Annotated in this window: 27 protein-coding genes; 15 read left to right on the top strand and 12 right to left on the bottom strand. The window is 72.8% G+C overall.

Annotation, left to right across the window (positions count from 1 at the left end):
• The gene (locus tag AC1DYZ_RS11335) at nucleotides 1-492 is read right to left on the bottom strand and encodes a MarR family winged helix-turn-helix transcriptional regulator (RefSeq protein WP_477065290.1); all 492 of its coding nucleotides are present in this window, start codon (nucleotides 490-492) and stop codon (nucleotides 1-3) included.
• A gap of 86 nt (nucleotides 493-578) precedes the next feature.
• Between AC1DYZ_RS11335 and AC1DYZ_RS11330 the strand changes: the two genes are divergently transcribed.
• On the top strand, nucleotides 579-1,190 hold the full coding sequence (locus tag AC1DYZ_RS11330; RefSeq protein ID WP_477065289.1) for an NADPH-dependent F420 reductase: 612 nt from the start codon (nucleotides 579-581) through the stop codon (nucleotides 1,188-1,190).
• Nucleotides 1,187-2,038, top strand: a complete 852-nt coding sequence (locus AC1DYZ_RS11325) for a VOC family protein (protein ID WP_477065288.1) — start codon at nucleotides 1,187-1,189, stop codon at nucleotides 2,036-2,038. Before AC1DYZ_RS11330 ends, AC1DYZ_RS11325 begins: the two co-directional genes overlap by 4 nt.
• Nucleotide 2,039: 1 nt before the next feature.
• On the opposite strand, the gene AC1DYZ_RS11320 is transcribed toward AC1DYZ_RS11325, so the two are convergent.
• Nucleotides 2,040-2,924 carry a hypothetical protein gene (locus AC1DYZ_RS11320; RefSeq protein ID WP_477065287.1) on the bottom strand — a complete coding sequence of 295 codons (885 nt, stop codon included), beginning with the start codon at nucleotides 2,922-2,924 and terminating at the stop codon, nucleotides 2,040-2,042.
• A 62-nt stretch (nucleotides 2,925-2,986) separates the two neighbouring features.
• Nucleotides 2,987-5,704, bottom strand: a complete 2,718-nt coding sequence (locus AC1DYZ_RS11315) for a helix-turn-helix transcriptional regulator (RefSeq protein ID WP_477065286.1) — start codon at nucleotides 5,702-5,704, stop codon at nucleotides 2,987-2,989.
• A gap of 106 nt (nucleotides 5,705-5,810) precedes the next feature.
• Between AC1DYZ_RS11315 and AC1DYZ_RS11310 the strand changes: the two genes are divergently transcribed.
• Both AC1DYZ_RS11310 and AC1DYZ_RS11305 read left to right on the top strand, forming a co-directional pair.
• Entirely contained in the window at nucleotides 5,811-6,890 is a 1,080-nt protein-coding gene (locus AC1DYZ_RS11310; RefSeq protein WP_477065285.1) for a class I SAM-dependent methyltransferase, read from the top strand.
• Nucleotides 6,891-6,922: 32 nt separating this feature from the next.
• On the top strand, nucleotides 6,923-9,061 hold the full coding sequence (locus AC1DYZ_RS11305) for an alpha/beta fold hydrolase (RefSeq protein WP_477065284.1): 2,139 nt from the start codon (nucleotides 6,923-6,925) through the stop codon (nucleotides 9,059-9,061).
• Here the strand turns inward: AC1DYZ_RS11305 and AC1DYZ_RS11300 are convergent.
• Complete coding sequence (locus tag AC1DYZ_RS11300; protein WP_477065283.1) at nucleotides 9,058-9,426, bottom strand: DoxX family protein; 369 nt, start codon at nucleotides 9,424-9,426, stop codon at nucleotides 9,058-9,060. The two genes, AC1DYZ_RS11305 and AC1DYZ_RS11300, sit on opposite strands and share 4 nt — an antisense overlap.
• 91 nt (nucleotides 9,427-9,517) lie before the next feature.
• Between AC1DYZ_RS11300 and AC1DYZ_RS11295 the strand changes: the two genes are divergently transcribed.
• Nucleotides 9,518-10,018, top strand: coding sequence for an AAA family ATPase (locus AC1DYZ_RS11295; RefSeq protein ID WP_477065282.1), 501 nt, complete (start codon nucleotides 9,518-9,520; stop codon nucleotides 10,016-10,018).
• Here the strand turns inward: AC1DYZ_RS11295 and AC1DYZ_RS11290 are convergent.
• The gene (locus AC1DYZ_RS11290; RefSeq protein WP_477065281.1) at nucleotides 10,015-10,311 is read right to left on the bottom strand and encodes a DUF1905 domain-containing protein; all 297 of its coding nucleotides are present in this window, start codon (nucleotides 10,309-10,311) and stop codon (nucleotides 10,015-10,017) included. The genes AC1DYZ_RS11295 and AC1DYZ_RS11290 overlap by 4 nt on opposite strands.
• Entirely contained in the window at nucleotides 10,311-11,060 is a 750-nt protein-coding gene (locus AC1DYZ_RS11285; RefSeq protein ID WP_477065280.1) for an NAD-dependent epimerase/dehydratase family protein, read from the bottom strand. The genes AC1DYZ_RS11290 and AC1DYZ_RS11285 overlap by 1 nt, the downstream gene beginning before the upstream one ends.
• A gap of 82 nt (nucleotides 11,061-11,142) precedes the next feature.
• On the opposite strand from AC1DYZ_RS11285, the gene AC1DYZ_RS11280 reads away from it, so the two are divergent.
• Complete coding sequence (locus AC1DYZ_RS11280; protein WP_477065279.1) at nucleotides 11,143-11,691, top strand: mycothiol transferase; 549 nt, start codon at nucleotides 11,143-11,145, stop codon at nucleotides 11,689-11,691.
• Here AC1DYZ_RS11280 and AC1DYZ_RS11275 read toward each other — a convergent pair.
• From AC1DYZ_RS11275 to AC1DYZ_RS11265, 3 genes are read right to left on the bottom strand one after another with little or no spacing between them, the layout of a single operon-like run.
• Nucleotides 11,657-12,562: an ABC transporter permease gene (locus AC1DYZ_RS11275; protein ID WP_477065278.1), complete on the bottom strand. Its 906-nt coding sequence runs from the start codon at nucleotides 12,560-12,562 to the stop codon at nucleotides 11,657-11,659. The two genes, AC1DYZ_RS11280 and AC1DYZ_RS11275, sit on opposite strands and share 35 nt — an antisense overlap.
• On the bottom strand, nucleotides 12,552-13,277 hold the full coding sequence (locus AC1DYZ_RS11270) for an ABC transporter ATP-binding protein (RefSeq protein WP_477065332.1): 726 nt from the start codon (nucleotides 13,275-13,277) through the stop codon (nucleotides 12,552-12,554). Before AC1DYZ_RS11270 ends, AC1DYZ_RS11275 begins: the two co-directional genes overlap by 11 nt.
• A 59-nt stretch (nucleotides 13,278-13,336) precedes the next feature.
• Complete coding sequence (locus AC1DYZ_RS11265) at nucleotides 13,337-14,446, bottom strand: ABC transporter substrate-binding protein (RefSeq protein WP_477065277.1); 1,110 nt, start codon at nucleotides 14,444-14,446, stop codon at nucleotides 13,337-13,339.
• 420 nt (nucleotides 14,447-14,866) lie between these two features.
• On the opposite strand from AC1DYZ_RS11265, the gene rlmC reads away from it, so the two are divergent.
• Both rlmC and AC1DYZ_RS11255 read left to right on the top strand, forming a co-directional pair.
• A complete protein-coding gene (gene rlmC, locus AC1DYZ_RS11260) occupies nucleotides 14,867-15,991 on the top strand; it encodes a 23S rRNA (uracil(747)-C(5))-methyltransferase RlmC (protein ID WP_477065276.1) in 1,125 nt (374 codons plus the stop codon).
• A gap of 136 nt (nucleotides 15,992-16,127) precedes the next feature.
• Nucleotides 16,128-17,306, top strand: coding sequence for a flavin-containing monooxygenase (locus AC1DYZ_RS11255; protein WP_477065275.1), 1,179 nt, complete (start codon nucleotides 16,128-16,130; stop codon nucleotides 17,304-17,306).
• Here AC1DYZ_RS11255 and AC1DYZ_RS11250 read toward each other — a convergent pair.
• Both AC1DYZ_RS11250 and AC1DYZ_RS11245 read right to left on the bottom strand, forming a co-directional pair.
• Entirely contained in the window at nucleotides 17,303-17,734 is a 432-nt protein-coding gene (locus AC1DYZ_RS11250; protein WP_477065274.1) for a DoxX family protein, read from the bottom strand. The genes AC1DYZ_RS11255 and AC1DYZ_RS11250 overlap by 4 nt on opposite strands.
• Nucleotides 17,735-17,767: 33 nt before the next feature.
• On the bottom strand, nucleotides 17,768-18,124 hold the full coding sequence (locus AC1DYZ_RS11245) for a dihydrofolate reductase family protein (RefSeq protein ID WP_477065273.1): 357 nt from the start codon (nucleotides 18,122-18,124) through the stop codon (nucleotides 17,768-17,770).
• 99 nt (nucleotides 18,125-18,223) lie between these two features.
• Here AC1DYZ_RS11245 and AC1DYZ_RS11240 point away from each other — a divergent pair, with 99 nt between their 5' ends.
• A complete protein-coding gene (locus AC1DYZ_RS11240; RefSeq protein ID WP_477065272.1) occupies nucleotides 18,224-18,571 on the top strand; it encodes an ArsR/SmtB family transcription factor in 348 nt (115 codons plus the stop codon).
• Nucleotides 18,568-19,020: an SRPBCC family protein gene (locus AC1DYZ_RS11235; RefSeq protein ID WP_477065271.1), complete on the top strand. Its 453-nt coding sequence runs from the start codon at nucleotides 18,568-18,570 to the stop codon at nucleotides 19,018-19,020. The genes AC1DYZ_RS11240 and AC1DYZ_RS11235 overlap by 4 nt, the downstream gene beginning before the upstream one ends.
• A gap of 89 nt (nucleotides 19,021-19,109) precedes the next feature.
• Here the strand turns inward: AC1DYZ_RS11235 and AC1DYZ_RS11230 are convergent, their stop codons facing one another.
• Nucleotides 19,110-19,676 (bottom strand): DUF998 domain-containing protein, encoded by a 567-nt coding sequence (locus AC1DYZ_RS11230; RefSeq protein ID WP_477065270.1) that lies wholly within the window; start codon nucleotides 19,674-19,676, stop codon nucleotides 19,110-19,112.
• 43 nt (nucleotides 19,677-19,719) lie between these two features.
• On the opposite strand from AC1DYZ_RS11230, the gene AC1DYZ_RS11225 reads away from it, so the two are divergent.
• From AC1DYZ_RS11225 to AC1DYZ_RS11205, 5 genes are all read left to right on the top strand, one after another.
• Nucleotides 19,720-20,496, top strand: coding sequence for a glycoside hydrolase family 16 protein (locus AC1DYZ_RS11225; RefSeq protein WP_477065269.1), 777 nt, complete (start codon nucleotides 19,720-19,722; stop codon nucleotides 20,494-20,496).
• Nucleotides 20,497-20,865: 369 nt separating this feature from the next.
• Nucleotides 20,866-21,057: a hypothetical protein gene (locus AC1DYZ_RS11220; RefSeq protein WP_477065268.1), complete on the top strand. Its 192-nt coding sequence runs from the start codon at nucleotides 20,866-20,868 to the stop codon at nucleotides 21,055-21,057.
• A gap of 4 nt (nucleotides 21,058-21,061) precedes the next feature.
• The gene (locus AC1DYZ_RS11215) at nucleotides 21,062-22,456 is read left to right on the top strand and encodes an HNH endonuclease signature motif containing protein (protein WP_477065267.1); all 1,395 of its coding nucleotides are present in this window, start codon (nucleotides 21,062-21,064) and stop codon (nucleotides 22,454-22,456) included.
• A gap of 80 nt (nucleotides 22,457-22,536) precedes the next feature.
• On the top strand, nucleotides 22,537-23,349 hold the full coding sequence (locus tag AC1DYZ_RS11210; RefSeq protein WP_477065266.1) for an alpha/beta fold hydrolase: 813 nt from the start codon (nucleotides 22,537-22,539) through the stop codon (nucleotides 23,347-23,349).
• The gene (locus AC1DYZ_RS11205) at nucleotides 23,330-24,466 is read left to right on the top strand and encodes a PP2C family protein-serine/threonine phosphatase (protein ID WP_477065265.1); all 1,137 of its coding nucleotides are present in this window, start codon (nucleotides 23,330-23,332) and stop codon (nucleotides 24,464-24,466) included. The genes AC1DYZ_RS11210 and AC1DYZ_RS11205 overlap by 20 nt, the downstream gene beginning before the upstream one ends.
• The last annotated feature ends 25 nt before the right edge of the window (nucleotides 24,467-24,491 follow it).

Below are 24,491 nucleotides of genomic sequence, written 5' to 3'. Positions count from 1 at the left end.
TCAGTCATCGGTCGTCGCGGGCTCCACCATGACGTGGGCGGGGTCGAGGACCTCGAGGATGCGGCCCATGACCCGGTCGAGGTCGGCGACGTCGGCCGCGGTCAGGGGGTCGATCACGGTGGCCAGGACGGTGCCGGCGTGGCCGGGGGCGGCGGCCTCGACCGCGCGCCAGCCCGTGGGCGTGAGGATCGCGTTGGTCGCGCGCCGGTCCTCGGCGCAGGGCTCGCGCCGGACGAGGCCGCGCTTCTCCAGCCGGGACACCACGTGCGACAGTCGGGCGAGCGTCGCGTTCGTGTGCGCGGCGAGAGCCGTCATCCGCAGGGTGCGCTCCGGTGCCTCGGAGAGCATGGCGAGCGTGAAGTACTCGAAGTGGCTCAGGCTGGAGTCGCGCTGGAGCTGGGACTCGAGCGTGCCGGGGAGCAGCTCGACCACCGCGATGAGCTTCTTCCAGGCGCGCAGCTGGTCCGCGCTCAGCCATCGCACGTCGCTCATGAGAGCGACTCTATCAAATACTTGACGCTACAAGTATTAGAGGTAGAGTTGTTGAAGCGACAACAAAAATCCAGGAGGACGACGCTGTGAGCACTGTGACGATCATCGGGGCCGGGACCATGGGCCGCGCCATCGCGTGGCGCGTCGTCGCCGGCGGAAACGAGGCCCAGGTGCTCACCCGCCAGCCGGTCAAGGTGGCCATCCCGGGCGCGAAGCACGGCACGATCGGTGACGCACTCACCGGCGACATCGTCGTCCTCGCGCTGCCGTACGGCGCGTACGACGAGGTCCTCGCGCAGTACGAGGGCCAGCTCGACGGCAAGGTGATCGTGGACGTGTCCAACCCCATCGACGCCGCCACGTTCGACGGCCTGGTGGTGCCGACCGGTAGCTCCGCCGCCGCCGTCCTCGCCGAGGCGATCCCCGGAGCGACCGTGCTCAAGGCCTTCAACACGACCTTCGGCGCGACCCTGACCAGCGGCGAGGTGGGCGAGGAGAAGACGAGCGTCCTCATCGCGGGCGACGACGCCGAAGCCAAGGCGGCGCTGAGCGCGGTCGTCGAGGCGGGTGGCCTGCGCGCCGTCGACGCCGGCTCGCTGAAGCGCGCCCACGAGCTCGAGGCCTTCGGCTTCCTCCAGATTGCGCTCGCGGCGTCCGAGCAGACGTCGTGGACCGGCGGGTTCGGGCTGACCCGATGACCGAGATCCTGGACGGGCGCACCGACGTCGGTGCCGTGACGCTCAAGGTGGGCGACCTCGACGCCATGACCGACTACTACGCGCGCGGCGTCGGCCTGACCGTGATCGGCCAGGAGGGCGACCGCGTCACTCTCGGCCGGCAGGGGGTGCCGTCCGTCGTCCTCGAGCACACGCCGCTGCTCAAGCACGCGCCGTCGTCGGCGGCCGGCCTCTTCCACACCGCGATCCTGTTCGACCAGCAGGCCGACCTGGCCTCGTCGGTGTTCTCGGTCGCGCGGCACTTCCCGTCCTCGTTCACGGGCAGCTCCGACCACCTGGTCTCCAAGGCGCTGTACTTCGACGACMCCGAGGGCAACGGCGTCGAGCTGTACTGGGACCGGCCGCGCGAGCAGTGGGGCTGGGAGAACGGCCGCGTCGCGATGGCGACCGAGTACCTGGACCCGAACGGGTTCCTGCGCGAGAACCTCGCGGACCCGGACGCGCTCGACGGGGCGGCCGCGGTGGGGCACGTGCACCTCAAGGTCGGCGACATCACGACCGCCCACCAGTTCTACGTCGACACCGTCGGCTTCGAGGTCACCGCCGAGTACGGCACGCAGGCGCTGTTCGTGTCCGCCGGTGGGTACCACCACCACCTGGCGATGAACACCTGGCAGAGCCGCGGTGCGCAGGGCCGGTGGCCGGCGCTCGGGCTCGGTGAGGTCACCATCGAGCTGCCGACGGCCGACGAGCGCGGAGCCCTCGGCGCCCGCCTGGCGAGCCGCGGCATCGCGGTGCGCGACGACGGTCAGGTGCTGGCCTTCGAGGACCCGTGGAACAACGAGATCCGGGTCGTGGTCGCGGGCTGAGTCACGCCTCCGGGGGCGTCGTCTCGACCGCCTCCTCGTTCCAGTTCTCCACCGTCTGCAGCACCCAGAAGACGACGAACAGCAAGAGCAGGATCGCCTCCACGACGAGGATCGTCCCGAACCAGAGCGTGAACCCGGACAGCGCCGCGACCGCGTACAGCGCGGCGGCGACCACGATGGTCAGCACCATGAGCAGGCTGATCAGCTTGTACGTGCCGGCGTACCCGTGCGGCGTCATGCCCCGGACGTTCCCGCGCTCCGGCGCGCGCCGGCCGTTGATCCACGCGACGCCGGCGATGAGGACGAAGAACGTCATCGCCGACGCGTAGTGCGCGCCGGTGAGGAACGTGTCGCGCGAGAAGACGAACCAGAACCCGAACGCTGCCCAGACGCCGGTCGCGACGAGGAGCGCGATCGTCATAGCGCGGCCCCGCGGGCGTGCGCTCCACCACGCGAACACCAGCCCCACCCCGCCGACGACCAGCAGAGCGCTGACGTTGTTCTCGACGCCGGGCACCAGGTCGGCCGGCAGGCACGTCTCGACGCCCGCCTCGCAGCCGTGCTTGAGCGGCGTCGGCACGAACGCCACCAGCGGGATCACCATGCCCGCCAGGTCGAGCAGGGCGTCCTCCCAGCCGGGCCGGCCCTTGATCGCGATGAGTGCGGGGCCGATGGCGACCAGGGCGCCGATGAACACCGCCTTCACGGCGGTGTAGTAGTACGCGCTGATCGAGCCGAGGCGCGGGCTGTCGCCCCAGATCATCTCGATCGCGAGCGACGTCCCCAGCAGCAGCGCCATCCCCACGACGGAGACGCGCAGGTACCGGTACGTCTTGCGGGTGGTCAGGTCCAGGGCGACGGTGTCCCCTGGCGCGACGTCGGCCATCGTCGGCCCCCTCCCGTTCCCGCCAGGCTAGAGGCTCTCGGCCCGCCGCGATCGCACCACGATCAGGAGTCCCGCCCGGGAATGGCGTCCGCCAGCTCGGCGCGGGAGCGCACCCCGAGCTTCAGGTACACGTTGCGCAGGTGGTACTCGATCGTCTTCGGGCTGAGGAACAGCGCGGCCGCCGCTTCCCGGGTGGTGCGGCCGCCGGCGAGCATGCGGGCCACCTGCAGCTCCTGGGGCGTGAGGTGGTCGAGGCCGGTCGCGCTGCGGCGCTGGGCGGTCTCGCCGGTGGCGCGCAGCTCGGCGGCGGCCTGGTCGGCCCAGGGGACCGAGCCGAGCCGCTCGAACGTCGCGAGGGCGGCGCGCAGGTGCGGGCGCGCGTCCACCCGGCGCTTCAGGCGGCGCAGCCGGGAGCCGTACGCCAGCTCGGTGCGGGCCGTCTCGAAGTCGTCCGGCGTGTGGCCGTGATAGGCCAGCGCCACCGAGAAGCAGACGTCGACTACGGTGTCCGGGCAGGTCAGGCCGGCGGCGCGGGCTGCCCGCGCGAGCGACCACGGCTGGCCCTTGAGCTCAGCGCGCTCGGTCAGCGACGCCGCCAGGGCGTGCGCCTCCTCGTCGCGACCCAGGTGCACGAGCGCCTCGACCATCTCCGCGGCGGGGGACAGGTCGACGTCCATGAAGCCGAGCTCGGTGAGCAGACGGGCGAGCGCGGTGTAGCCGTCGAGCGCGGCCTCGACGTGCCCGAGGCCCAGCTCGAGCTCGGCCAGCGCCGTCATCGCCCACGCGTGGAAGAACCCCAGGTGGTGCGTCCGCGCTATGTCGAGCGCCTCGGCGGCGTGGGACCGGCACGCGGCCACGTCGCCGCGGCGGGCCTCGAGCCAGGCCAGGCCAGCCAGGCAGGCCGCGACGTCCGTCGACTGGCCGGCCTCGCGGGCCAGCTGGACCGCCTCGGTGTAGCCGGCGACGGCGTCGTCCCAGCGGTCGGTGGTCGCCTGGTCGCGCGCGACGTAGAACAGCAGGATCGGCAGGCCGCCGATGTCGGTGCGACTGCGCGTGTGGGCGACGACGGTCGGGATCACGTCGCGGCCGACGGCGCTCTCCCGCAGGTACAGCGGGCCGACGACGAGCCACGGCGCCAGCTGCGGGTCCGCGAGGAACTGCTCCGCCTGGGCGATTCCCGCGCGCAGGAGGTCGGGGCCGCCACGCCCGGTGAGGATGCCGGCGACCGCCGCGGCCATCGTGCCGACCCACCTCGCCCGCGCCGTCCGCGCGTCCAGCTCCCCGATCCGGGCGGCGGCGGAGGCAGCGGCCGCGACGTCCCCCGCGAACTGGCTGGCCTGGATCCCGTCGGCGAGCAGCCAGATGGCGGCGTCCGGGTCGTCGTCGGCGGCCGCGAGCCCGGCCGTGATGAGGATGTCCCGGGCGCGCTCGATCGAGCCCGTGCGCATCGCCACCGCGCCGTCCAGCGCCGCCGCTCGGACGCGCAGGTCCGGGGTCTGGGGCAGCGCCGACGCCCGGGCGAGCAGGTCGACGGCGGCGTCCGGCAGCCCGGCGCGCCACGCGCTCTCTGCCGCCGAGACGAGGCGCTGCACGCGGTCGCGCGGGTCCTGCGTGAGCCGAGCCGCACGCTCGAACCCCGCCGCGGCGACCGCGTGCGCGCCACGGGCGCGGGCGCGGGTCGCGGCGTCGTCGAGCACGGACGCGACGGAGTCGTCGGGGGTGGCCGTCGCCTCGCCGAGGTGCCAGGCGCGGCGGTCGACGTCGTCGGCCGGCACCGCGCGGGCGAGCGCCCCGTGGACCGCGCGGAGGGTGGCCGCGCCGGCCTCCGCGTAGACACCCGAGCGGACGAGGTCGTGCCGGAACGTCACGCGGTCGGGCCCGACGGTGAGCAGCTGCGCCTGCGCGGCCTCGTCGAGGTCGGTCACGGACACGCCGAGCAACGCGCACGCCCCGGTGATCGCGGCGAGATCACCGCCACCGGCCGCCGCGACCAGCAAGGCGGTCCGGGCCGCCGGCGAGAGCTGGTCCGCCCGGCGGGCGAACGTCCTGGCCAGGGAGGCGGGCACCGGGATCGGCGCGCCCGGCGGGAGGGCGTCGACCCCGTCGTCGGTGAGCTCGAGCAGGGCGAGCGGGTTGCCCCCGGTCGCCGCCAGCAGGTGCGCGCGGGCCTCGTCGGAGAGGCGGTGGCCGACCGAGCGGGCCAGCGACGCGGCGTCGTCGTCGGCCAGGCCCCCGAGCGCCAGCTCGGGCAGGCCTGCCGATCCCACCACCGACGGCGCCTCGTCGCGGACCGCGAGCAGGACGACGACGGGGTCGGCGGTGAGGCGTCGGGCCGCGAAGCACAGGGCCTGCGCCGACGGCGGGTCGAGCAGGTGGGCATCGTCGACGACCACCGCGACCGGTCCGTCCTCGGCCACGCGGCTCAGCAGGCTGAGCACCGCCGCGCCGACCGCGAACCGCTCGCCGCCGGATCCCGGCACCAGCGCGAGCGCCGAGCCCAGCGCCTCGGCCTGGGGTGCCGGGATGGCGTCGAGCAGGCCGAGGACGGGCCGCAGGAGCTGGAGCAGCCCGCCGAACGGCACCTCGCGCTCGGCGTCGATCCCCGCGGCCCGCAGCACGCGCATGCCCGCGTCGGACACGGCCGACGCGGCGTCCTCGAGCAGCGCGCTCTTGCCGATCCCCGCCTCGCCGGTGAGCACCAGCGTGCCGCTCTCGCCGACGCGCGCGGCGGCGACCAGCGTCGCGATGACCTGGCGTTCGCGCTCGCGGCCGACCAGCACAGATCGAGTCTAGGGAGCGGACCAGGGGGGCCACCTGATCCGACTGGGCCCCGTCCCCGCCAGTCTCGACAGGGACAGATCCACCCCGACCGAGGAGCGCACGACCATGACCGAGACCCTTCCCCAGCGGACCATCGACCCCGACAAGCTCATGTCCTTCGTGTTCCGGGCCGTCGACGAGGTTGGCGCGACCCTGAACACGGCGCTGGTCGTGATGGGCGACAAGCTGGGTTACTACACGGCGATGGCCGACGGCCGCCCGACCACCCCGGCCGAGCTGGCCGAGCAGACCGGCACCAGCGAGCACTACGCCCGAGAGTGGCTCAACAACCAGGCCGCCGGCGGGTACGTCGAGTACGACGCCGAGGACCGGCGCTACACGCTGCCCGCCGAGCACGCCGTCGCGCTTGCGGACCCGACGAGCCCCGCCTACCTGGCCGGCTTCTTCCAGCTGGCGTTCGGCACCGTCCACGACGCCCCGGCCATCTTCGACGTCGCCCGCGACGGTGACGGCCTCGGCTGGCACCAGCACCACACGGACGTGCACCACGGCTGTGAGCGGTTCTTCCGCACCATGTACAACGGCCACCTGCTCACCGAGTGGATCCCCGCGCTCGACGGCGTCCAGGCCAAGCTCGAGGCGGGCGCCCGCGTGGCCGACGTCGGCTGCGGGCACGGCGCCTCGACGATCCTGCTGGCGAAGGCGTTCCCGAACTCGGTCTTCGTCGGCTCGGACTACCACGCCGAGTCGATCGCCGTCGCTCGCGAGCGCGCCGTCGCCGCGGGCGTGGCGGACCGGGTCACGTTCGAGGTCGCTTCCGCCACCGAGTTCACGGGCACCGGCTACGACCTCATCGCGGTCTTCGACGCCCTGCACGACATGGGCGACCCGGTGGGCGCCGCGCGGCACGTGCGCAGCGCGATCGCGGAGGACGGCACCTGGATGGTGGTCGAGCCGATGGCGGGCGACCGCGTCGAGGACAACCTGAACACCGTCGGCCGGGCCTACTACGGCTTCTCGACGCTCCTGTGCACGCCCGCGTCGCTGAGCCAGGACGTCGGGCTCGCCCTCGGCACGCAGGCCGGCCCGGCCAAGATCCGCGACGTCTCCACGGCCGCCGGGTTCTCGACCTTCCGCACCGCCGCGAGCACGCCGTTCAACAACGTGTTCGAGATCCGGCCGTGACGACGGGCACCCACCGGGCGGACACTGCAAGGGTGACCCAGCGTCGCCCGAGCAGGTCCGCCGATCCCGATGACGTCGGCGTCGTCGTGCGGGACGGGGTGGAGCTCGCCTACGAGGTCTACGGCCAGGACCACGCGCCCACCGTGCTCCTGGTCCCCACCTGGTCGATCGTGCCGTCGCTGTTCTGGAAGGCGCAGCTCGGCTTCCTCGCCCGGCACTACCGGGTGATCACGTTCGACGGTCGGGGGAGCGGCCGCTCGGGCCGGCCAGAGGGGGCGGCCGCCTACACGGACGTCGAGTACGCGGACGACATCGTCGCGGTGCTCGACGCCACGGCGACCGGTGTCGCGGTGCTGGTCACCGAGTCGTGCGGGGCGTCCTGGGCGGTGCACGTCGCTGCGAAGCACCCCGAGCGTGTGACCGGGCTGATGGCCATCGCCCCGTCGTGCGGCCTGGACGTGGCGACGCCGGGCCGCGACCACGTCCCGTGGGACGAGCCGCTGGAGGACACCCATGGCTGGGCCAAGTACAACAAGCACTACTGGCTGGGCGGCGGGTACGACGACTTTACGGCGTTCTTCTTCCGCAAGATGTTCCCCGAGCCGCACTCCACCAAGCAGATCGAGGACTGCATCGGCTGGGCGCACGAGATCGCGCCGCAGGTGCTCGCGGACACGACCGCCGGCCGCCTCGGGTGCGACGGGGCGATCTGCGAGCCGATCGCCCCGCTCGCCGAGAGGGTCACCTGTCCCGTGGTCGTGGTGCACGGCACCGATGACCGCATCCGTCCGCAGGCGTTCGGCGAGAAGCTGGCCGAGCTGACCCGCGGCGACCTGGTCCTCATCGAGGACGCGGGGCACGGCCCGTCGGCGCGCGACCCGGTGAAGATCAACCACCTGATCGCGCAGTTCGTCGACCGGCTGCACCCGGCGCCGCCGCGACCGACCTGGCGGCGCGCCGCGAGCCGGGCGCCGCGCGCGCTGTACCTCTCGTCGCCCATCGGCCTCGGGCACGCCCAGCGCGACGTCACCATCGCGGCCGAGCTGCGCGCGCGCCGCCCCGGGCTGCAGATCGACTGGCTCGCGCAGAACCCGGTCACCCGGGTGCTCGCGCAGCACGGCGAGCGCGTCCACCCGGCGTCCGCGTGGCTGCGCAACGAGTCGGGCCACATCGAGCACGAGGCGGGCGAGCACGACCTGCACGCGTTCCAGGCGATCCGCCGGATGGACGAGATCCTGGTGCACAACTTCATGGTGTTCGACGAGGTCGTGGCCGACGGCGACTACGACCTGGTCATCGGCGACGAAGCCTGGGACGTCGACTACTTCCTGCACGAGAACCCCGAGCTCAAGCGGTTTGCGTTCGCCTGGATGACGGACTTCGTCGGCTGGCTGCCGATGGCCGACGGCGGCGCCGCGGAGGCCGCGCTGACGGCCGACTACAACGCGGAGATGATCGAGCAGCGCGCGCGGTTCGCGCGCGTGCGGGACAAGTCGGTGTTCGTCGGCGATCCCGACGACGTGGTCGAGGACGACTTCGGCCCCGGCCTGCCCAGCATCCGCACCTGGACGGAGGAGAACTTCGACTTCGCGGGCTACGTCACCGGGTTCGACCCGGGGTCGCTCGACGGCACCGACCGACTGCGTGCTGAGCTGGGTGTCCGCCCGGGCGAGAAGCTCTGCCTGGTCACCGTCGGCGGCTCGGGCGTCGGCACCTCGCTGCTGCGCCGCGTCATGGAGGTCGTGCCGCTGGTGCGCGAGGCGGCCCCGGAGCTCCGGTTCGCCTTCGTCACCGGTCCGCGCATCGACCCGGGCTCGCTGCCGACGGGCGAGGGCTCGACGGTGCTCGGCTACGTGCCCGACCTGTTCCGGCACCTCGCGGCGAGCGACGTTGCCGTGGTGCAGGGCGGCCTGACGACGACGATGGAGCTCACGGCGCTGAACAAGCCGTTCGTCTACGTGCCGCTGCGCCACCACTTCGAGCAGAACGTGCACGTGCGCAAGCGGCTCGACCGGTACGAGGCCGGCCAGCACCTGGCCTACGAGGACGCGCTGGACCCGGACGCGCTGGCGGAGGCGATCCTCAAGGAGGCCGGTCGGGACGTCCGCTACCGGCCGGTGCAGACCGACGGCGCGGCTCGGGCCGCGGCGCTGCTCGCGGACCTCGTCTAGACCCAGATCGTCGCGAGCCAGGCCGTGATGCCGGCCAGGGCGAGCAGCGTCCCGTTGAACGCGATCGCGGACCTGACCTCGCCGCGCGACACGTGCAGCGTGACCGCGCCGATCTGCAGCAGCACGAAGCCGATCGCGGCGACGAGGGCGAGCCACGGGGCGACGCCGACCAGCGGAGGCACGATCAGCGCGACGGCGCCCAGCACCTCCAGCACGCCGATCGTGCGCACGACCCGGAAGGGCAGGTCGTCCACCCAGGCCATCATCGGCCGCAGCTGGTCCCGCGACTGCAGCACCTTCTTGCCGCCCGAGTACAGGTACAGGGCGGCGAGCAGCGAGGCGAGGACCCAGTAGGCGACGCTCATGCGGGACTCCAGGTGACGGGTGGTCGGTCGCCACATCATCGGTGATCAATAGGGCGGACCGACGGCACGACGCGGTGCTAGCTTCCGGCGCGTGGGCAGGACGAACTATCTGGTCGAAGGACTCTCCGGCACCGGCAAGACGTCGGTGGCCGACGAGCTGCAGCGTCGCGGGTACCAGGTGATACACGGCGACCGGGAGCTGGCCTACCAGGGCGACCCTGACACCGGTGAGCCGACCACGGTCGGCGCGCACGAGAACCACCTCTGGGACGTCGACAAGGTCAGGGCCCTGGCGGCCGACCAGGGGGAGCCGGCGACCTTCTTCTGCGGCGGCTCGCGGAACTTCTCCCGCTTCCTCGACCTGTTCGACAAGGTCTTCGTCCTCGAGGTCGACCTCGCCACGTTGCACCGACGGCTCGACGCGCGACCGGACGAGGAGTGGGGTGGCGGGGTGCCCACCGACCGGGCGCTCATCGTGCGGTTTCACCAGACCGGCGCGGACGTCCCGCAGGACGGCGAGGTCATCGACGCGACCGCACCGATCGAGGCGGTCGTCGACGAGATCCTTCGTCGGTGCGGGTCAGGGACCTAGAAGTCCACCAGGGTCAGCCGCACGCGGACCGGGTCGCCGATCTCGAGCGACTCGGCCCGGCGCACGGCCTTCTTCACCGGCAGCACGTAGGTGTCCGACGACGGGAAGATCGACGTCCGCCACACGGTGTCGCCCACGGTGACCTCGACCCGCACCGACCCGAACCCGCGGGTGCGGTCGCCGACGAGGTCGAGCACCTCGTCGGCGATCTCCGTCGGGAGGTTGACGAAGGTCCACACGTCGGTGCGTCGGGCGTCCCAGAGCCACAGCGGGGCCTCGAACGCGTAGCTCACTACGACACCATGTCGGCGCCCAGGAGCTGCGGGCCGTCGTACGGCGCGACGTCGTCGTCGTAGCGCTCGGCGTCGTCCTGCGGCTCGTAGCCCAGCGACCGCGCGGTGGTCAGGTCCCACCAGCCGCGCGTGTTCGCGGAGACCCCGTACGCGATGCAGTGCCCGTCGACGGGTCCGCGCAGCGCGGCGTCGACCAGTCGGACCACGTCGCCGGGGCTGAGCCAGATGCCCAGGTGGAACGCGGTGCGCGGCACGTCGTCGCACTGCCCGATCCGCAGGGAGACCGTCTCGAGCCCGTACCGGTCGGCGTACAGGCTGGCCAGCGCCTCGTCGGCGACCTTGGATACGCCGTAGAAGGTGTCGGGCCGCGTGGTCCGGTCCGTGCGGGCGATCTCGTCGGCCGGGTAGAAGCCGACGGCGTGGCAGGAGCTCGCCAGGACCACCCGCCGCACACCGGCGCGCCGGGCGGCCTCGAGGACCCGGTAGGTGCCGTCGATGTTGGTGCGCAGGATGGCGTCCCACGTGTCCTCGCCCGGGATGGCGGCCAGGTGCACGACGGCGTCCGCGCCGGTCATCGCCGCGGTGAGCGCGTCCTCATCGAGGATGTCGACGTGCGTGAACGGCTCGCCCGGGTCCTTCACATCGAGCAGGATCGGCGTCCAGCCCCGCAGCGCGAGGCCGCCGTCCGCGTGCCGCAGGTACGTGCCGACCCGTCCGGCCGCGCCCGTGACCACCACCGTGCCGCTCATCGATCCTCCTCGTCGAGGCCTGCGCCTGGCGCCATCCTTCCCCATCGCGCGGGCCCGGGTCCCTCGTCGTAGCGTCGGGCTCGTGGACATCTCCCAGCTGCTGACCGAGTCGTTCTCCCGCGTGGGGGAGGTGCTGGAGCGTGCCGTCGGCGGGTTGTCCGTCGACGACCTGACGTGGCGGCCCGACCCCGCCGCCAACACCATCGCCTGGCTTGCGTGGCACGCGGGCCGCGGCCAGGACGCGCAGATCGCCGACGTCGCCGGCGTCGAGCAGGTCTGGACCGCGCAGGGGTGGGCGGACCGCTTCGACCTGCCGTTCGACCGCGCCGCCAGCGGGTACGGGCAGAGCGCCGATGAGGTCGCCCAGGTCCGGGCGCCGGGCGAGCTGTTGCTGGGGTACTACGGCGCGGTCGAGAAGCAGACGACCGCGTATCTGGAGCGACTGACCGACGCCGACCTGGATGTCGTCGTCGACGAGCGCTGGGACCCGCCGGTGACGCTCGGCGTGCGGCTGGTCAGCATCGTCGGCGACAGCCTGCAGCACGCGGGCCAGGCGTCGTACGTGCGCGGGCTGCTGGTGTGGTGCGTGCGCGTTCCTAGCCGCGGCCCTTCGACGACACAGAGCCCGTGAGCCCACGCGAGTGCAGCACGTGCCGCTCGAGCGGCGCAAACACCAGCAGCTCGATGAGGATGCCGACCAGGAAGATCAGGCTGATCGCCGCGATGACCAGCGACATGTCGCTGGTGGTCCGGCCGATGTCGAGCAGCTGGCCGAGGCCGGTGCCCAGCTGCGGTGAGTAGGTGATGAGCTCGGCGGCCATCAGGGAGCGCCACGCGAACGCCCAGCCCTGCTTGAGCCCGCCCAGGAAGCCGGGCAGTGCCGCGGGCAGGAGCACGTAGCGGATGCGGGTCCAGCCGCGGGCGCCCAGCACCTGGCCGACGCGCAGGTACAGCGGGGGCACCTGGTCGGTCCCCGCGAGCAGCCCGTTGACGATCGACGGCACGGCGCCGAGCAGGATGACCGCGTACATCGTCGCGTTGCTGAACTGGAACCAGATGATGGCCGCGGGCACCCAGGCGACCGACGGCAGCGACTGCAGGCCCGTGACGATCGGGCCGAACGCGCGCCGCAGCAGGGGAGAGGCCGCGAGCACGACCCCGATGGTCACGCCGACGACGACGGACATGACGAACCCGACGGCCGCGCGCTGCAGGCTGAGGCTCACGGCCCGCCAGGCGGAGCCGTCCTGGATCGACGCGAGCAGGGTCTGCCAGACGTCGGCCGGGCTGGGCAGGGCGTACGGGGGCTTGAGCTCGAGGACGTAGGCGACCTGCCACACGGCGACGAGGACCGCGAGGGCGCCGAGGACCGGCCAGATGGCGCGCCAGGCCTCCTGCCAGGCGGACCGACGGGGGTCCGCGATCGGCCTCTCGAGCGCGTCGAGCCCGGCGGCCAGGTCGCGCTCGCTGGTGCGCACGTGCGCGGCTGTCTCAGTGGCCATGACGGGCGATCTCCTCACGCAGGTGCTCGGTGATCTCGGCGCTCAGGCGCGACACCCCCGGGTCCTCGATGCGCCGCGGCTGCGGCAGGTCCACGGTCCACTCGCGCACCACGCGACCGGGCCGCGAGGAGAGCAGGACGACTCGCTGACCCAGTCGGACCGCCTCACGGACGTTGTGGGTGACGAAGATGACGGCGCGGCCGGTCTCGGCCCAGATGCGCATGAGCTCCTCGTGCAGGACGTCGCGCGTGATCGCGTCGAGCGCGGCGAACGGCTCGTCCATGAGCAGGAGGTCGCCCTCCTGCGCGAGGGCCCGGGCGAGCGCCACGCGCTGCCGCATGCCGCCGGACAGCTCGTGCACGCGCTTGGGCCCGGCGCCCTCGAGCCGGACCAGCGCGAGCAGCCGCTGGGCCTCCTCGCGTCGCTCCGTGCGTCCGATCCCGCGCAGCCGAAGGGCCAGCTCGATGTTGGCGCCGGCCGTGAGCCACGGGTACAGGGCCGGCTCCTGGAACATGAGCGCGGGCCGGCCGCCGGTGACCTCGACCGTGCCGGAGACGGGCTTGTCCAGCCCGGCTACGAGCGAGAGCAGTGTCGACTTCCCGCAGCCGGACGCACCGAGCAGGCTGACGAACTCCCCGCGGTGGACGGTGAGGTCGATGTGCTCGAGCACGGGCGGCCGGGACGCCTCGCCGAAGTGCTGCGTGACGTCCGTCAGGCGCGCCGCGACGGCGGCCCCGGAGTCGGTCACCGGGGTCGCCGTCGCGGTCGTGGTGGTCACTTGCCCGACACCCCGAGGCCCGCGTCGTCGACCGGGTCCTGACCGTTGTCCGCCAGGACCTGGTTGAGCAGCGTCAGGTCGTAGATGCCGTGCAGGTCGGTCTCCTTGGAGACGCCCGCCGCGACGCCGTTGTCGGCCGACGTCTGCAGGCTCGAGGCGATCGGGTCGAGCGTGAGGCGCAGGTTGCCCCAGGCCCGGTCGAGCACCTCCTGCGAGAGCGGCTTGCCGCTGAGCTTCTCGATCGCGGCGTTGGCCGTGGTCTTGGCCTCCTCGGGGTTCGCTTCGATCCACTGGCTCGTCTCGTACTCGGCCTCGATGAGGTTCTTCACCGTGCCGGGGTACTTCGACAGGAAGTCGGTCGTGACGATGAGGTGCGTGGTGACGAAGTCGCCGTCGGGCCACAGGTCCTTCTCGTCGACGAGCACGTGCGCACCCGCGTCGACGACGAGGCGCGACGCCCACGGCTCCGGGAGCCAGGCACCGTCCAGGGTGCCGGCCTTGAACGCGTCGAGCGTCTGCGAGTTCTCCTGCGGCGCGATGGTCACGTCGCTCTCGCCGCCGGTCAGCGACGTCTTGAGATCGTTGTCGGCGAGCCACGCGCGCAGGGCCACGTCCTGGGTGTTGCCCAGCTGCGGGGTAGCCAGCGTCGTGCCCTTGAGGTCGGCCGGCTTGTCGATGCCGTCGCCGACCACCAGCTGGGCGCCGCCCGAGGTCGCGCCGCTGACGATGCGGACCGCGTCGCCGTTGGACTGCGCGAACGCGTTGATGGCGGGGTTGGGGCCGAGGAAGGACGCGTCGATCGCGCCGCCGAACAGGCCCTCGACGGCGGCAGGGCCGGCATTGAAGATCTGCGTGGTCAGCTTCGTGTCGCCGAGCGCCTTCTGGTACGTGCCGTCGTCGACGCCGACGAGCGCGTTGGCGTGCGTGAGGTTGGCGAAGTAGCCGAGCCGCAGCTCGGGCGCCTCCGCGAGGGCCGCGCTCTCGGAGGGCGTGGCCGCCGCGTCGGCGGTGTCGTCGTCCGCGGCGCTCGACGAGCAGGCGGCAAGCGATGCGGTGAGCAGGGCGGTCAGTGCGAGGGCGACGCGGCGCGTGGTCCGGGCAGTCATGGCAGGTCCTTGGGGTGTCGAGGGGCGAGCGGTCGGTGAGCGGGCAGGCTCAGCGACATCGGTGGGGCGACACCAGGGCAGGAACATGGGTGGACGCCATCAGGCGTGACCTCCGTGGGGGACGGGGGTGGCGGTGCGTCGAGCCGCGGTCCGAGGTGGCGGGGCGTCGATCGCTTCGCCAGGGGGGACGGGCGGAGCTGGGTTCAGACGGTCCGCGGACAGCAGGGGCGCGCGGCGACCGTGACGACGGGACAACACGTCGTGACGGGGCGGCGGGTGGACTGCATGGGACGAGGATGACGGCTGGCGCCGGTTTCGGACACCCTCGTCTCGTATGTTGATCGGGATACTCAGGATTTGGGCAGTCGTCGCGACGGCTGTTCACGATCGCCTCGCAGGCGTCGACGTAGAGTCGCGGCCATGCAGTGCCCCTACTTCGACGCGCACCGGTGCCGGTCGTGCACCTGGATGGGGCGGCCGCACGGCGAGCAGGTCGCGGACAAGGAGCGGCACTGCCAGCACCTGCTCGGCGAGCGCGAGGATCTGGTCTGGCTCCCGCCGGTGAGCGGCCTCGAGTCGGGTTACCGGAACAAGGCGAAGATGGTCGTCGGCGGCACGGCCGAGGCGCCGACGCTCGGGATCCTCGACGCCGAGGGGCGCGGCGTGGACCTGCAGGGCTGCGGCCTCTACCCGGACGACCTCGCGGCGACGTTCCCGGTGCTCTCCGCGTTCGTCACCCGCGCGAACCTCACGCCGTACGACGTGCCGGCGCGTTCGGGCGAGCTGAAGAACCTGCTGATCACGCAGTCACCGGACTCCGAGCTCATGCTCCGGTTCGTGCTGCGCTCCCAGGAGCCAGTCGCCCGGATCCGCAAGCACCTGCCCTGGCTGCTCGAGGCCCTGCCGGCGCTCCGCGTGGTGTCGGTCAACCTGCTGCCGGACCACAAGGCCGTGCTCGAGGGTGACCGCGAGATCCTGCTCACGGCCGACGAGACGCTGCGGATGCGTCTGAACGGGATCGATCTGCACCTGCGCCCGCAGAGCTTCTGGCAGACCAACACCGAGGTCGCTGCCGCGCTGTACCGGCAGGCGACGGCGTGGGTCGACGAGCTCGCGCCCGCCTCCGTCTGGGACCTGTACTGCGGCGTCGGCGGGTTCGCCCTGCACTGCGCCGACCCCGGCCGCGAGGTCACCGGGATCGAGACCAGCACCGAGGCGATCGCCAGCGCGACGCTGAGCGCCGCCGACGCCGGCCTCTCGCGCGTGCGCTTCGCCGCCGGGGACGCCACCGCGTTCGCGCTCGCGGCGGCGCGGGCACCGGACCTCGTGATCGTCAACCCGCCGCGGCGCGGGATCGGCGAGGAGCTCAGCCGGTGGCTGGAGGCGTCGGACGTCCGGCAGGTCGTCTACTCCAGCTGCAACGCGGCCTCGCTCGCCCGGGACCTGGCGGCGATGCCGTCACTACGACCGCGCCGCGCCCAGGTGCTCGACATGTTCCCGCAGACCACGCACTACGAGGTGCTGACGCTGCTCGAGCGGGCGTAGCTCAGCCGCGGTGCCGAGATCGGGTGATACATCGGCTCATCGTCAATTCCACAGATAGTTCTGTCCAGTTGACGGTCGATGACTACCACCCGAACGGCCCCTGGTCGCAGGTTGCCCCGGGAACGTAGGAAGAGGCATGCACAGTGGCAGCCTCCCCGTCATCGTCGTCGGCGGAGGCCCCGCCGGCCTCGCCGTCGCCGCCGCGCTCGGTCGCCGCGGCGTCCGCGCCCTGGTCCTGGAGCGGTCCGACGCCGTCGGTGCGTCCTGGCGCCGGCACTACGAGCGGCTGCACCTGCACACCACGCGCCGGCTGTCGGGCCTGCCGGGCATGCCGTTCCCGCGCCGCTACGGCCGGTGGGTCGCGCGCCAGGACGTCGTGGACTACCTCGACGCGTACGCGGTGCGGCACCAGCTGGACGTGCGCACGGGCGTTCAGGTCACCGGCATCGAGCGGGCCGCCGGCGGCTGGTCGGTGCGCACCGCGGACGGCGAGACGTTCGAGGCCGCCGAGGTCGTCGTGGCCACCGGGTACAACCACACGCCCGTGCCGCCGGCGTGGCCGGGCGTCGAGGGGTTCCCGGGCGAGGTGCTGCACGCCTCGACGTACCGGAACCCGGCGCCGTACCGCGGTCGCGACGTCCTCGTCGTCGGCGTCGGGAACACCGGCGCCGAGATCGCGGTCGACCTGGTCGAGGGCGGGGCGTCGCGCGTCCGGCTCGCCGTGCGGACGGCGCCGCACATCGTGCGTCGGTCGAACTTCGGCTGGCCCGCGCAGGGCACGGGGATCGTGGTGCGGCACCTGCCCGTGCCGGTGGTCGACGCGATCGCCCGCGCCGTGGCGCGCGTCGAGGTCCCCGACCTGGCGCGGTACGGCCTGCCGCGCCCGACCACCGGGTTGTACTCGCGCGTCATGGAGGGGTCTGTGCCCGTGCAGGACGTCGGTCTGCTGGCCGCGGTGCAGGCCGGGAAGGTCGAGCCCGTCGCGGCCGTCGAGTCGGTCGACGGCGCGGAGGTCGTCCTGGCGGACGGGTCGCGGATCACGCCCGAGGTCGTGCTCGCGGCGACGGGCTACCGCCGCGGCTTGGAGGCTCTCGTGGGCGACCTGGGCGTGCTCGACGACCGCGGGCTGCCGACGGCGCACGGGCCGCACCCGGCCGCGCCGGGGCTGTACTTCACCGGCTACACCAACCCGATCAGCGGCATGTTCCGCGAGCTGCGGATCGACGCCGGCCGGATCGCGCGCTCGATCGCGCGCGCACGGTCGACGGACCGCGGCCGGCAGGCGTCGGTGCCGACGGCCGTGACTCCGGGCTAGCCGGCCGCCCGCTGGCGCCACGCCCGCCAGGCGCCGGTCGACCACAGCGCCCACACGACGAGCAGCGGCTGGAACAGCAGGCGGATCGCGCGTGCACGGTCGGAGTCGAGGCCGAACGCGTCGGTGCGCGTGACCAGCTGGGAGATGTTGCCTGGGAAGATCGCGACGAAGAACGCCGCGGCGATCCCGCCGACGGTGACGCGCTGCTTGGGCAGGGCGACCAGCGCGCCGCCGAGCGCGAGCTCGACGACCCCGGACCCGACGACGACGGCGTCGGTGCTGAGCGGGATCCACGGCGGCACCTGCGCGCGGAACTCCGTGCGGCTCCAGCTCAGGTGGCTGGTGCCCGCGAACAGCAGGCCCGCGCCGAGCGCGATCCGGCCGACGGTGCGGGCGATGGAGGGGCTCTCGCGGTCGGTCAGCGGCATCGGCCCAGCGTGTCACGCGCGGGTGCGCCGCGCTCAGCGGAGGAACCGGTAGCGCAGGTGGGTGGCCCGCGGCGTCGCGACGACCTCGGTGCGCTCCAGATGGGTCAACCCGCCGCCGACGTGGTCCAGCAGCCGCTCCCCGCGGTGCAGCAGCACGGGCACGAGGTTGAGCAGCAGCTCGTCGGCCATCCCCGCGGCGATGACCTGCTGGGACACGACGGCCCCGTCCATGACCAGCACGTCCCGGTCGCCCGCGGCGGCCCGCGCCTGCTCGACGGCGCTCGCGATCCCGTCGGTGACGAAGGTGAAGTCGGGGTTCGCGTCGGAGGTGTCCGGCCCCGCGCTGAAGCCGTCGAGCGAGACCGATGCGCTGACGCGGACGATGCCCATGCGCTCCTCCTCCGGTGCCCTGACCTTCACCGAAGGGGGTTGCGCGTGGCCACCGAGCGACGTACGTTGAAGGCGTCGCTTAATTAAGGAGTTGCTCACATGCCCGCACGGGACGCCCTGAGCGTGGTGTTCGCCGCGCTCGCGGACCCCACCCGGCGGGCGATCCTCACGCAGCTCTCGCACGGCCCGACGACCGCCGGTGAGGTGGCCGCGCCATTCGCGATGAGCAGGTCGGCCGTCTCGCAGCACCTGCGGGTGCTGGAGGAGGCCGGGCTCATCGAACGCACGGTCACGGCTCAGTGGCGCACGTGCGCGCTGCGCACCGAGCCGCTGGACGAGGTCGCCGCCTGGGTCGACGGACACCGCCGGCACTGGGAGGAGCGTTTCGACCTGCTGGACGAGCGACTGCGACAGACCCGACAACACTCAGGAGAGGCAGACCGATGATCGAGACGGACCAGACCTTGCAGAAGGCCTTCACCATCACGCGCATCTTCGACGCTCCGCGCGCCGAGATCTGGCGCGCGTGGACCGACCCCGACGAGGCTGCCGCCTGGTGGCACCCGCGGGGGGTCGAGACGCCCCGCGACTCCGTCGAGCTCGACGTGCGCCCGGGCGGGACGTACCGCTACACGATGGTCGCGCCGGACGGCAGCACCTACCCGACGGGCGGCACCTACCGCGAGGTGGTCGAGCCGTCGCGGCTCGTCTTCACCTGGGTCGACCCGGGTGACCCCGAGGAGGACGCCCCCGTGATCACCGTGACCCTGGAGGATCTGGGGCAGCGGACGCGCATGGTCTTCCACCTCGACGGCGTGGGTGGGGAGCCCGGCGACGAGAACGTCTATGACGGGTGGGACTCCGCGTTCGACGTGCTGTCGGAGCGGCTCGCCTGACTACTGCGGCTGAGCCCCGCCGGCCCTAGGTGGTCGGTGGGGCTCACGCGCCTCGCGCCGCAGCGCTACGAGGACGAGGACGACTCAGCTCAGCGCGCCGCGCGCCTGAGGGCGACGACGACCACGAGCGGCCAGAGCGCCTGCGCGCCGGCGACGGCTCGCTCGCTGAGGCCGATCGCGTCGCCACCGGTCTGCAGCTCGACGACGAACACGCCGAGCAGGCCCACGAGCGCCGCGGAGGCGGTGAGACCGACGACGGGCCGCAGGACGCCGGCAGCCCCGCGTCGGCGGGCGAGCGCGGGCCACAGGGCGAGGGCACCGAAGCCGATGCCTGCCGCGACGCCATGCGCCGCGGGGAACCTGTCGACGGGCAGGGTCGCGACCGCGAGCGTGGCGGCGCCGCCGAGCGCGTGCATCGCCCTGGCGGCGCGGGGGACCGGTCGCAGGCCCGCGGCGGTGATCATGTGCGCTAGGCCGGTGATCGCGAGGCCGGTGGTCATGATCCAAGGGTCGACGGCGGTCGACGCTGCGAGCGCGCTGATGGTCTCCTGCACCGCGTCGAACGACGGCTGCTGCGCGGCCGCCAGGGTCCAGCCGCCGATCATGGCGACGGGCGCGGCGATCGCGGACGCGAGCGCCCAGCGGGGGACCGTCATGGAGGGGCTGCCCTTCTGGTCGGAGCTGTCGGAGACTGGGTTCGTGACCGACCACCCGGACGGATGGGTCGTCGAGGACGAGTTCGACGGGCCCGACCTCGATCCTGCCCGCTGGCTGCCGCACTACCTGCCGGCGTGGAGCTCGCGCGCGTTGACCGCGGCGTCGTACGAGCTCCGCGACTCTTGCCTGCACCTGTTCATCCCGCCGTCGCAGGGGCCCTGGTGCGCCGACGACCACCGCCCGCCCACCCGCGTCTCGGGCATCCCGTCGGGGAACTGGTCGGGGCCGGTGGGTGGCACCCGCGGGCAGCAGCCCTACCGTGACGGACTCGTGGTCCGGGAGGCGCAGGAGGCGTTCCGCGGCTGGACGCCGTCGGGCGGGCTCCTCGAGCTGCGCGCCCGCGCCGTGGTGACGCCGCGGTCGATGGTGGCCTTCTGGCTGGTCGGGCTCGAGGACGAACCGGAGCGGTCCGCCGAGATCTGCGTGATGGAGGTGTTCGGCGACGCGGTCCGTCCCGGCTCCGCAGAGGTCGGCGTCGGCCTCCATCCGTTCCGCGACCCCGCCGTGGTCGAAGACTGGGCGGCGGTGCGTCTGCCGATCGACGTCTCCGACTTCCACACGTACGCGGTCGACTGGAATGGGGAGCGGGCGGACTTCCTCGTCGACGGTGTCGTCGTGCGCCGCTGTGAGCGTCCGCCGACGTACCCGATGCAGCTAATGCTGGCCGTCTTCGACTTCCCGGAGCGGTCGGTGGGCGACGACGGCGACGCGGTGCCGGAGCTCGTCGTCGACAGCGTCCGCGAGCACGCCCGGCGCTAACGGCGCTGCTGGTCGGTCGCTCGTTGCTTCGTCGGGACGCGCATCGGCCCGACGCTTGTGGGCACTGGTCGAGCGGGCGTGCGCGTTCGACTACCCCCTCGAGAGTCTGCCGGAGTCGCCAATCGGCACCGATCGTCTCTCGATCGCCGCGCACCACACTGAGCCGCCCACAGCCCCCGTCTTCACCCCCCGGCCCACTCCCTCGCCGCGGCGAAAAGTCGATGTCAGACCCCGTTCGTACACTTGTACGAACGGATGCCGGCGGAAGTTGGGGAGGTGTTGGTTGATGACGGCGTCGTACGAGTCCGAGACCGCGGAGCTCGAGCTCCCATGGCCGTCATGGCTCGACACCGCTGAGGATTGGGAGCCTTGCCCGTCGCCGTCGCCGTCGCCGTCGCCGTCGCCGTCGCTCTCGCCGTCGCCGTCGCTCTCGCCGTCGCCGTCGCTCTCGCCGTCGCCGTCGCTCTCGCCGTCGCCGTCGCTCTCGCACTCGCCATCGCCGTCGCTCTCGCACTCGCCATCGCCGTTGCCGTCGGACTGGTCGGAGCCCTACGTCCCTGACCCGTTGCCGGAGTTCACGTTCGCCGTCCTGAGCCCGTTCGCTCACGGCCGCCAGGGCAGCGACGGCGTGCCGATGCTGCCGGCGTTCCCGATTGTCGAGCCGCGGCTCTCGGTGTCGACGTTGGCGGGGATCCTCGAGCAGGTCGAGCCGGCCGACCTGCCTGGTGCGCACCTGGTCAACGCGATCATCGGCTGGGAGCAGACCATCGCGGCGGCGCAGGCCGAGCAAGCGTCGTTGGTGCGCGAGCTTGCCCTCCGGAGCGGTCCGTTCACCCTGCGCGTCGCCGGTGACGAGCTGGCKAGCGCCCTGGTGTGCACCCGCCCGGCTGCCGAGCGGTTGGTCGTTCGTGCGGAGCTGGCGGCTGAACACCCGTCGCTGTCCGACGCCTGGTCCGCCGGCCTGATCGGAGCTCGGAAGATCGACGTCATCCTCGACGAGGTCGCGGTGGCTGACCGTGCGTCCGCCGCCGGTGTGGTGGCGGACGCCGTCGCCGCGGCCGGCGAGATGACGGCACCCCAGCTCGCACGGCACGTCCGGGCAGCCGTGCTCGGCGCGGACGCCGCGGCGGCCGAGCGTCGGGCCGCCAAGGAGCGCGCGGACCGACGCGTGGAGCTGACTCCCGTGCGCGACGCGATGGCCTGGGTCGGGGCGTGCCTGCCCGCCGACCAGGCGCTGGCGGTGTTCACGACCGTGGACGCGCTCGCCGGCACCACGCGGGTCGACGGAGACGAGCGCACCGCGGACCAGCGGCGCGCGGACGCGTTTGCGGACATCTTCGTGGGCATCCTCGAACGGCAGACGACGCCCGACGGTCAGCCGCTGCCCACGCGCGGCGGTCAGCGCGTCGCCGTGCAGCTCACTGTCGCGGCCACCACCCTTCTCGGGCTGGACGACTCTCCGGGCCACCTCGGGTCGTTCGGTCCGATCCCCGCATCGATGGCGCGTGAGCTCGCACAGGACGGCACGTGGCGTCGGGTGCTGACCGACCCGGCGGGCCAGGTGTCCGAGGTCGGGTCCGTCACCTACCGACCGGGCGCCGACCTGACCCGGCTGGTGCAGGCGCGGGACCAGACCTGCACCTTCCCCGGATGCCGGCAGCCCGCGGTGCGGTGCGATCTCGACCACCGCGAGCCGTACGACCACAACCGGTCGGGCGAGGGGCAGACGTGCGAGGCGAACCTCCACTGCCTGTGCCGCCATCACCACCGGGCCAAGACCGAGGGCCGCTGGAAGGTCACCTACGACCGAGCCACTGGCGTCTCCACCTGGACCAGTCCGCTGGGCCTGACCTACGCCCGACATCCGCAGCCGGTCCTGGCCGCGGCGTCGTCTTTCGAGCACCTGCGCCCGTCCTCCGCACCGCCCCCGCCGCGTGATTGGGGCGACCCGCCGTTCTGATCGAAACCCCGGCTGCGTGGAATGGTTCCCCAGAGTCGTTCGCGTCGGATGGGAACTCTCGAGCGGCCTACTCTCGACACATGAGCGTGCTCACCAGGAACAACGTCGTGCTCGCAGGCGTGCCGGGCGCGCCGGCCATGGTGTTCGCGCACGGGTTCGGGTGCGACCAGAGCATGTGGCGGTTCGTCGCGCCCGCGTTCGAATCGACGCACCGGGTGGTCCTGTTCGACCACGTGGGCGCGGGCGGGTCGGACCTGGAGGCTTACGACCCGGAGCGGTACGGCTCGCTCGACGGCTATGCGGACGACGTCGTCGAGCTGCTCGACGAGCTCGATCTTGGGCCGGCGGTGTTCGTCGGGCACTCGGTCAGCGCGATGATCGGTGCCCTCGCGTCGACGAGGCGTCCTGACCTCTTCGACCGGCTTGTGCTCGTCGGCCCGAGCCCCCGCTACGTCGACGACGACGGGTACCGAGGTGGGTTCAGCGCCGTGGAGATCGATGAGCTGCTGGAGACGATGGACGACAACTACCTGGGCTGGTCGGCGTTCATCGCGCCGGTCATCATGGGCAACGCCGACCGGCCCGAGCTGGGTGAGGAGCTGACCAACTCGTTCTGCCGGACCGACCCGGCGATCGCGAAGCGGTTCGCGCGGACCACGTTCCTGTCCGACAACCGCGACGACCTGACCGCCGTGACCACGCCGGCGCTCGTCCTGCAGTGCCGTGAGGACGCCATCGCGCCGCCCGAGGTCGGTCGGTACGTGCACGAGCATCTCCCGGGGAGCGAGCTCGTGCTCCTCGACGCCGTCGGGCACTGTCCCAACCTGAGCGCGCCCGACCAGGTGGTCGACGCCATCACCGCCTACCTGGCCCATGCCCCCGTCCGGGCGTAGCCACGCCTGGGACGTCGCGCCGGTCGCGCTGCTGCGGCTCGACGCCGACGGGAAGGTCGTCGACGCCAACCGGATGTTCCTCGAGTGGGTCGGTCGCGAGCCCGGGACCCTCGTGGGCGCCGCGCGGCTGAGCGAGCTGCTCTCGGTCGGCGGCCGGATCTACTGGGAGACCCACCTGTCCCCGCTCCTGCACATGCAGGGGCGGATCGACGAGGTCGCGGTCGAGCTGCGGGGACCCGACGGACGGATGCCGGTCCTGATGTCGGCGCGCGCGTGGGCGACCGACAGCGGCGAACGCGTGGTGGACGTCGCGTTGTCCCGGGCCGTGGAGCGGTCCCGCTACGAGCGCGAGCTGCTCGCGGCGCGGACCGCCGCCGACACGGACGCGGCGCAAAAGGCGTCCGTCGCGCACGAGCTGCAGCTCGCGCTGCTCACCTCCAACCTGCCGACGGACGGCCGCTTCGTCGTGTCCACGGAGTACCGGCCGGGGGTGCAGGCTCTGGAGGTCGGCGGCGACTGGTACGACGCCTTCCTGCTCGACGACGACCGGCTCGCGGTCGTCGTCGGTGATGTCGTCGGGCGTGGGCTCCACGCCGCCACCGCCATGGGTCAGCTGCGCAGCGCGGTCCGCGCGGTCGCCGAACCGGGCGTGGGGCCTGCGGCGCTGCTCGGGCGCCTCGACCGGTTCGTCGAGCAGGCCGCCGTCGGCTTCATGGCCACCCTCGCGTACGCGGAGATCGAGCTGGACACCGGCCGCGTCCGGTACGCCTGCGCGGGCCACCTCCCGCCGCTCCGGCTGACGGCCGCGGGCGCGCACGAGTTCCTCTGGGCGGGGCGGTCCACACCGCTGGGGATCGGCGCCGATCGGGTCGAGGCCGAGGCCACCCTGCTCCCGGGCGACCTCCTCGTGCTCTACACGGACGGCCTGATCGAGCGCCGCAACCGTTCCCTGCGCGAGGGCCTCGACGCCCTCGCGGAAGCCGGCACCGCCCTGAGGGAACCGACCGGCTCGGTGTCGTCGCTGGTCACCGACCTGCTCGCGCACGCGGGCGACGAACGCGACGACGTGTGCGTGCTCGTCATGGCGTGGTCGGGTGACGGATACCGAGCGGAGTAAGACGGTCGTCGGTGGGCACCTCTGC

The sequence above is a fragment of the Cellulomonas sp. P1_C4 genome, from assembly GCF_056406355.1.
Note: the sequence above shows the minus strand (reverse complement) of the source record. Positions and strands in the feature narration are given on the sequence as shown.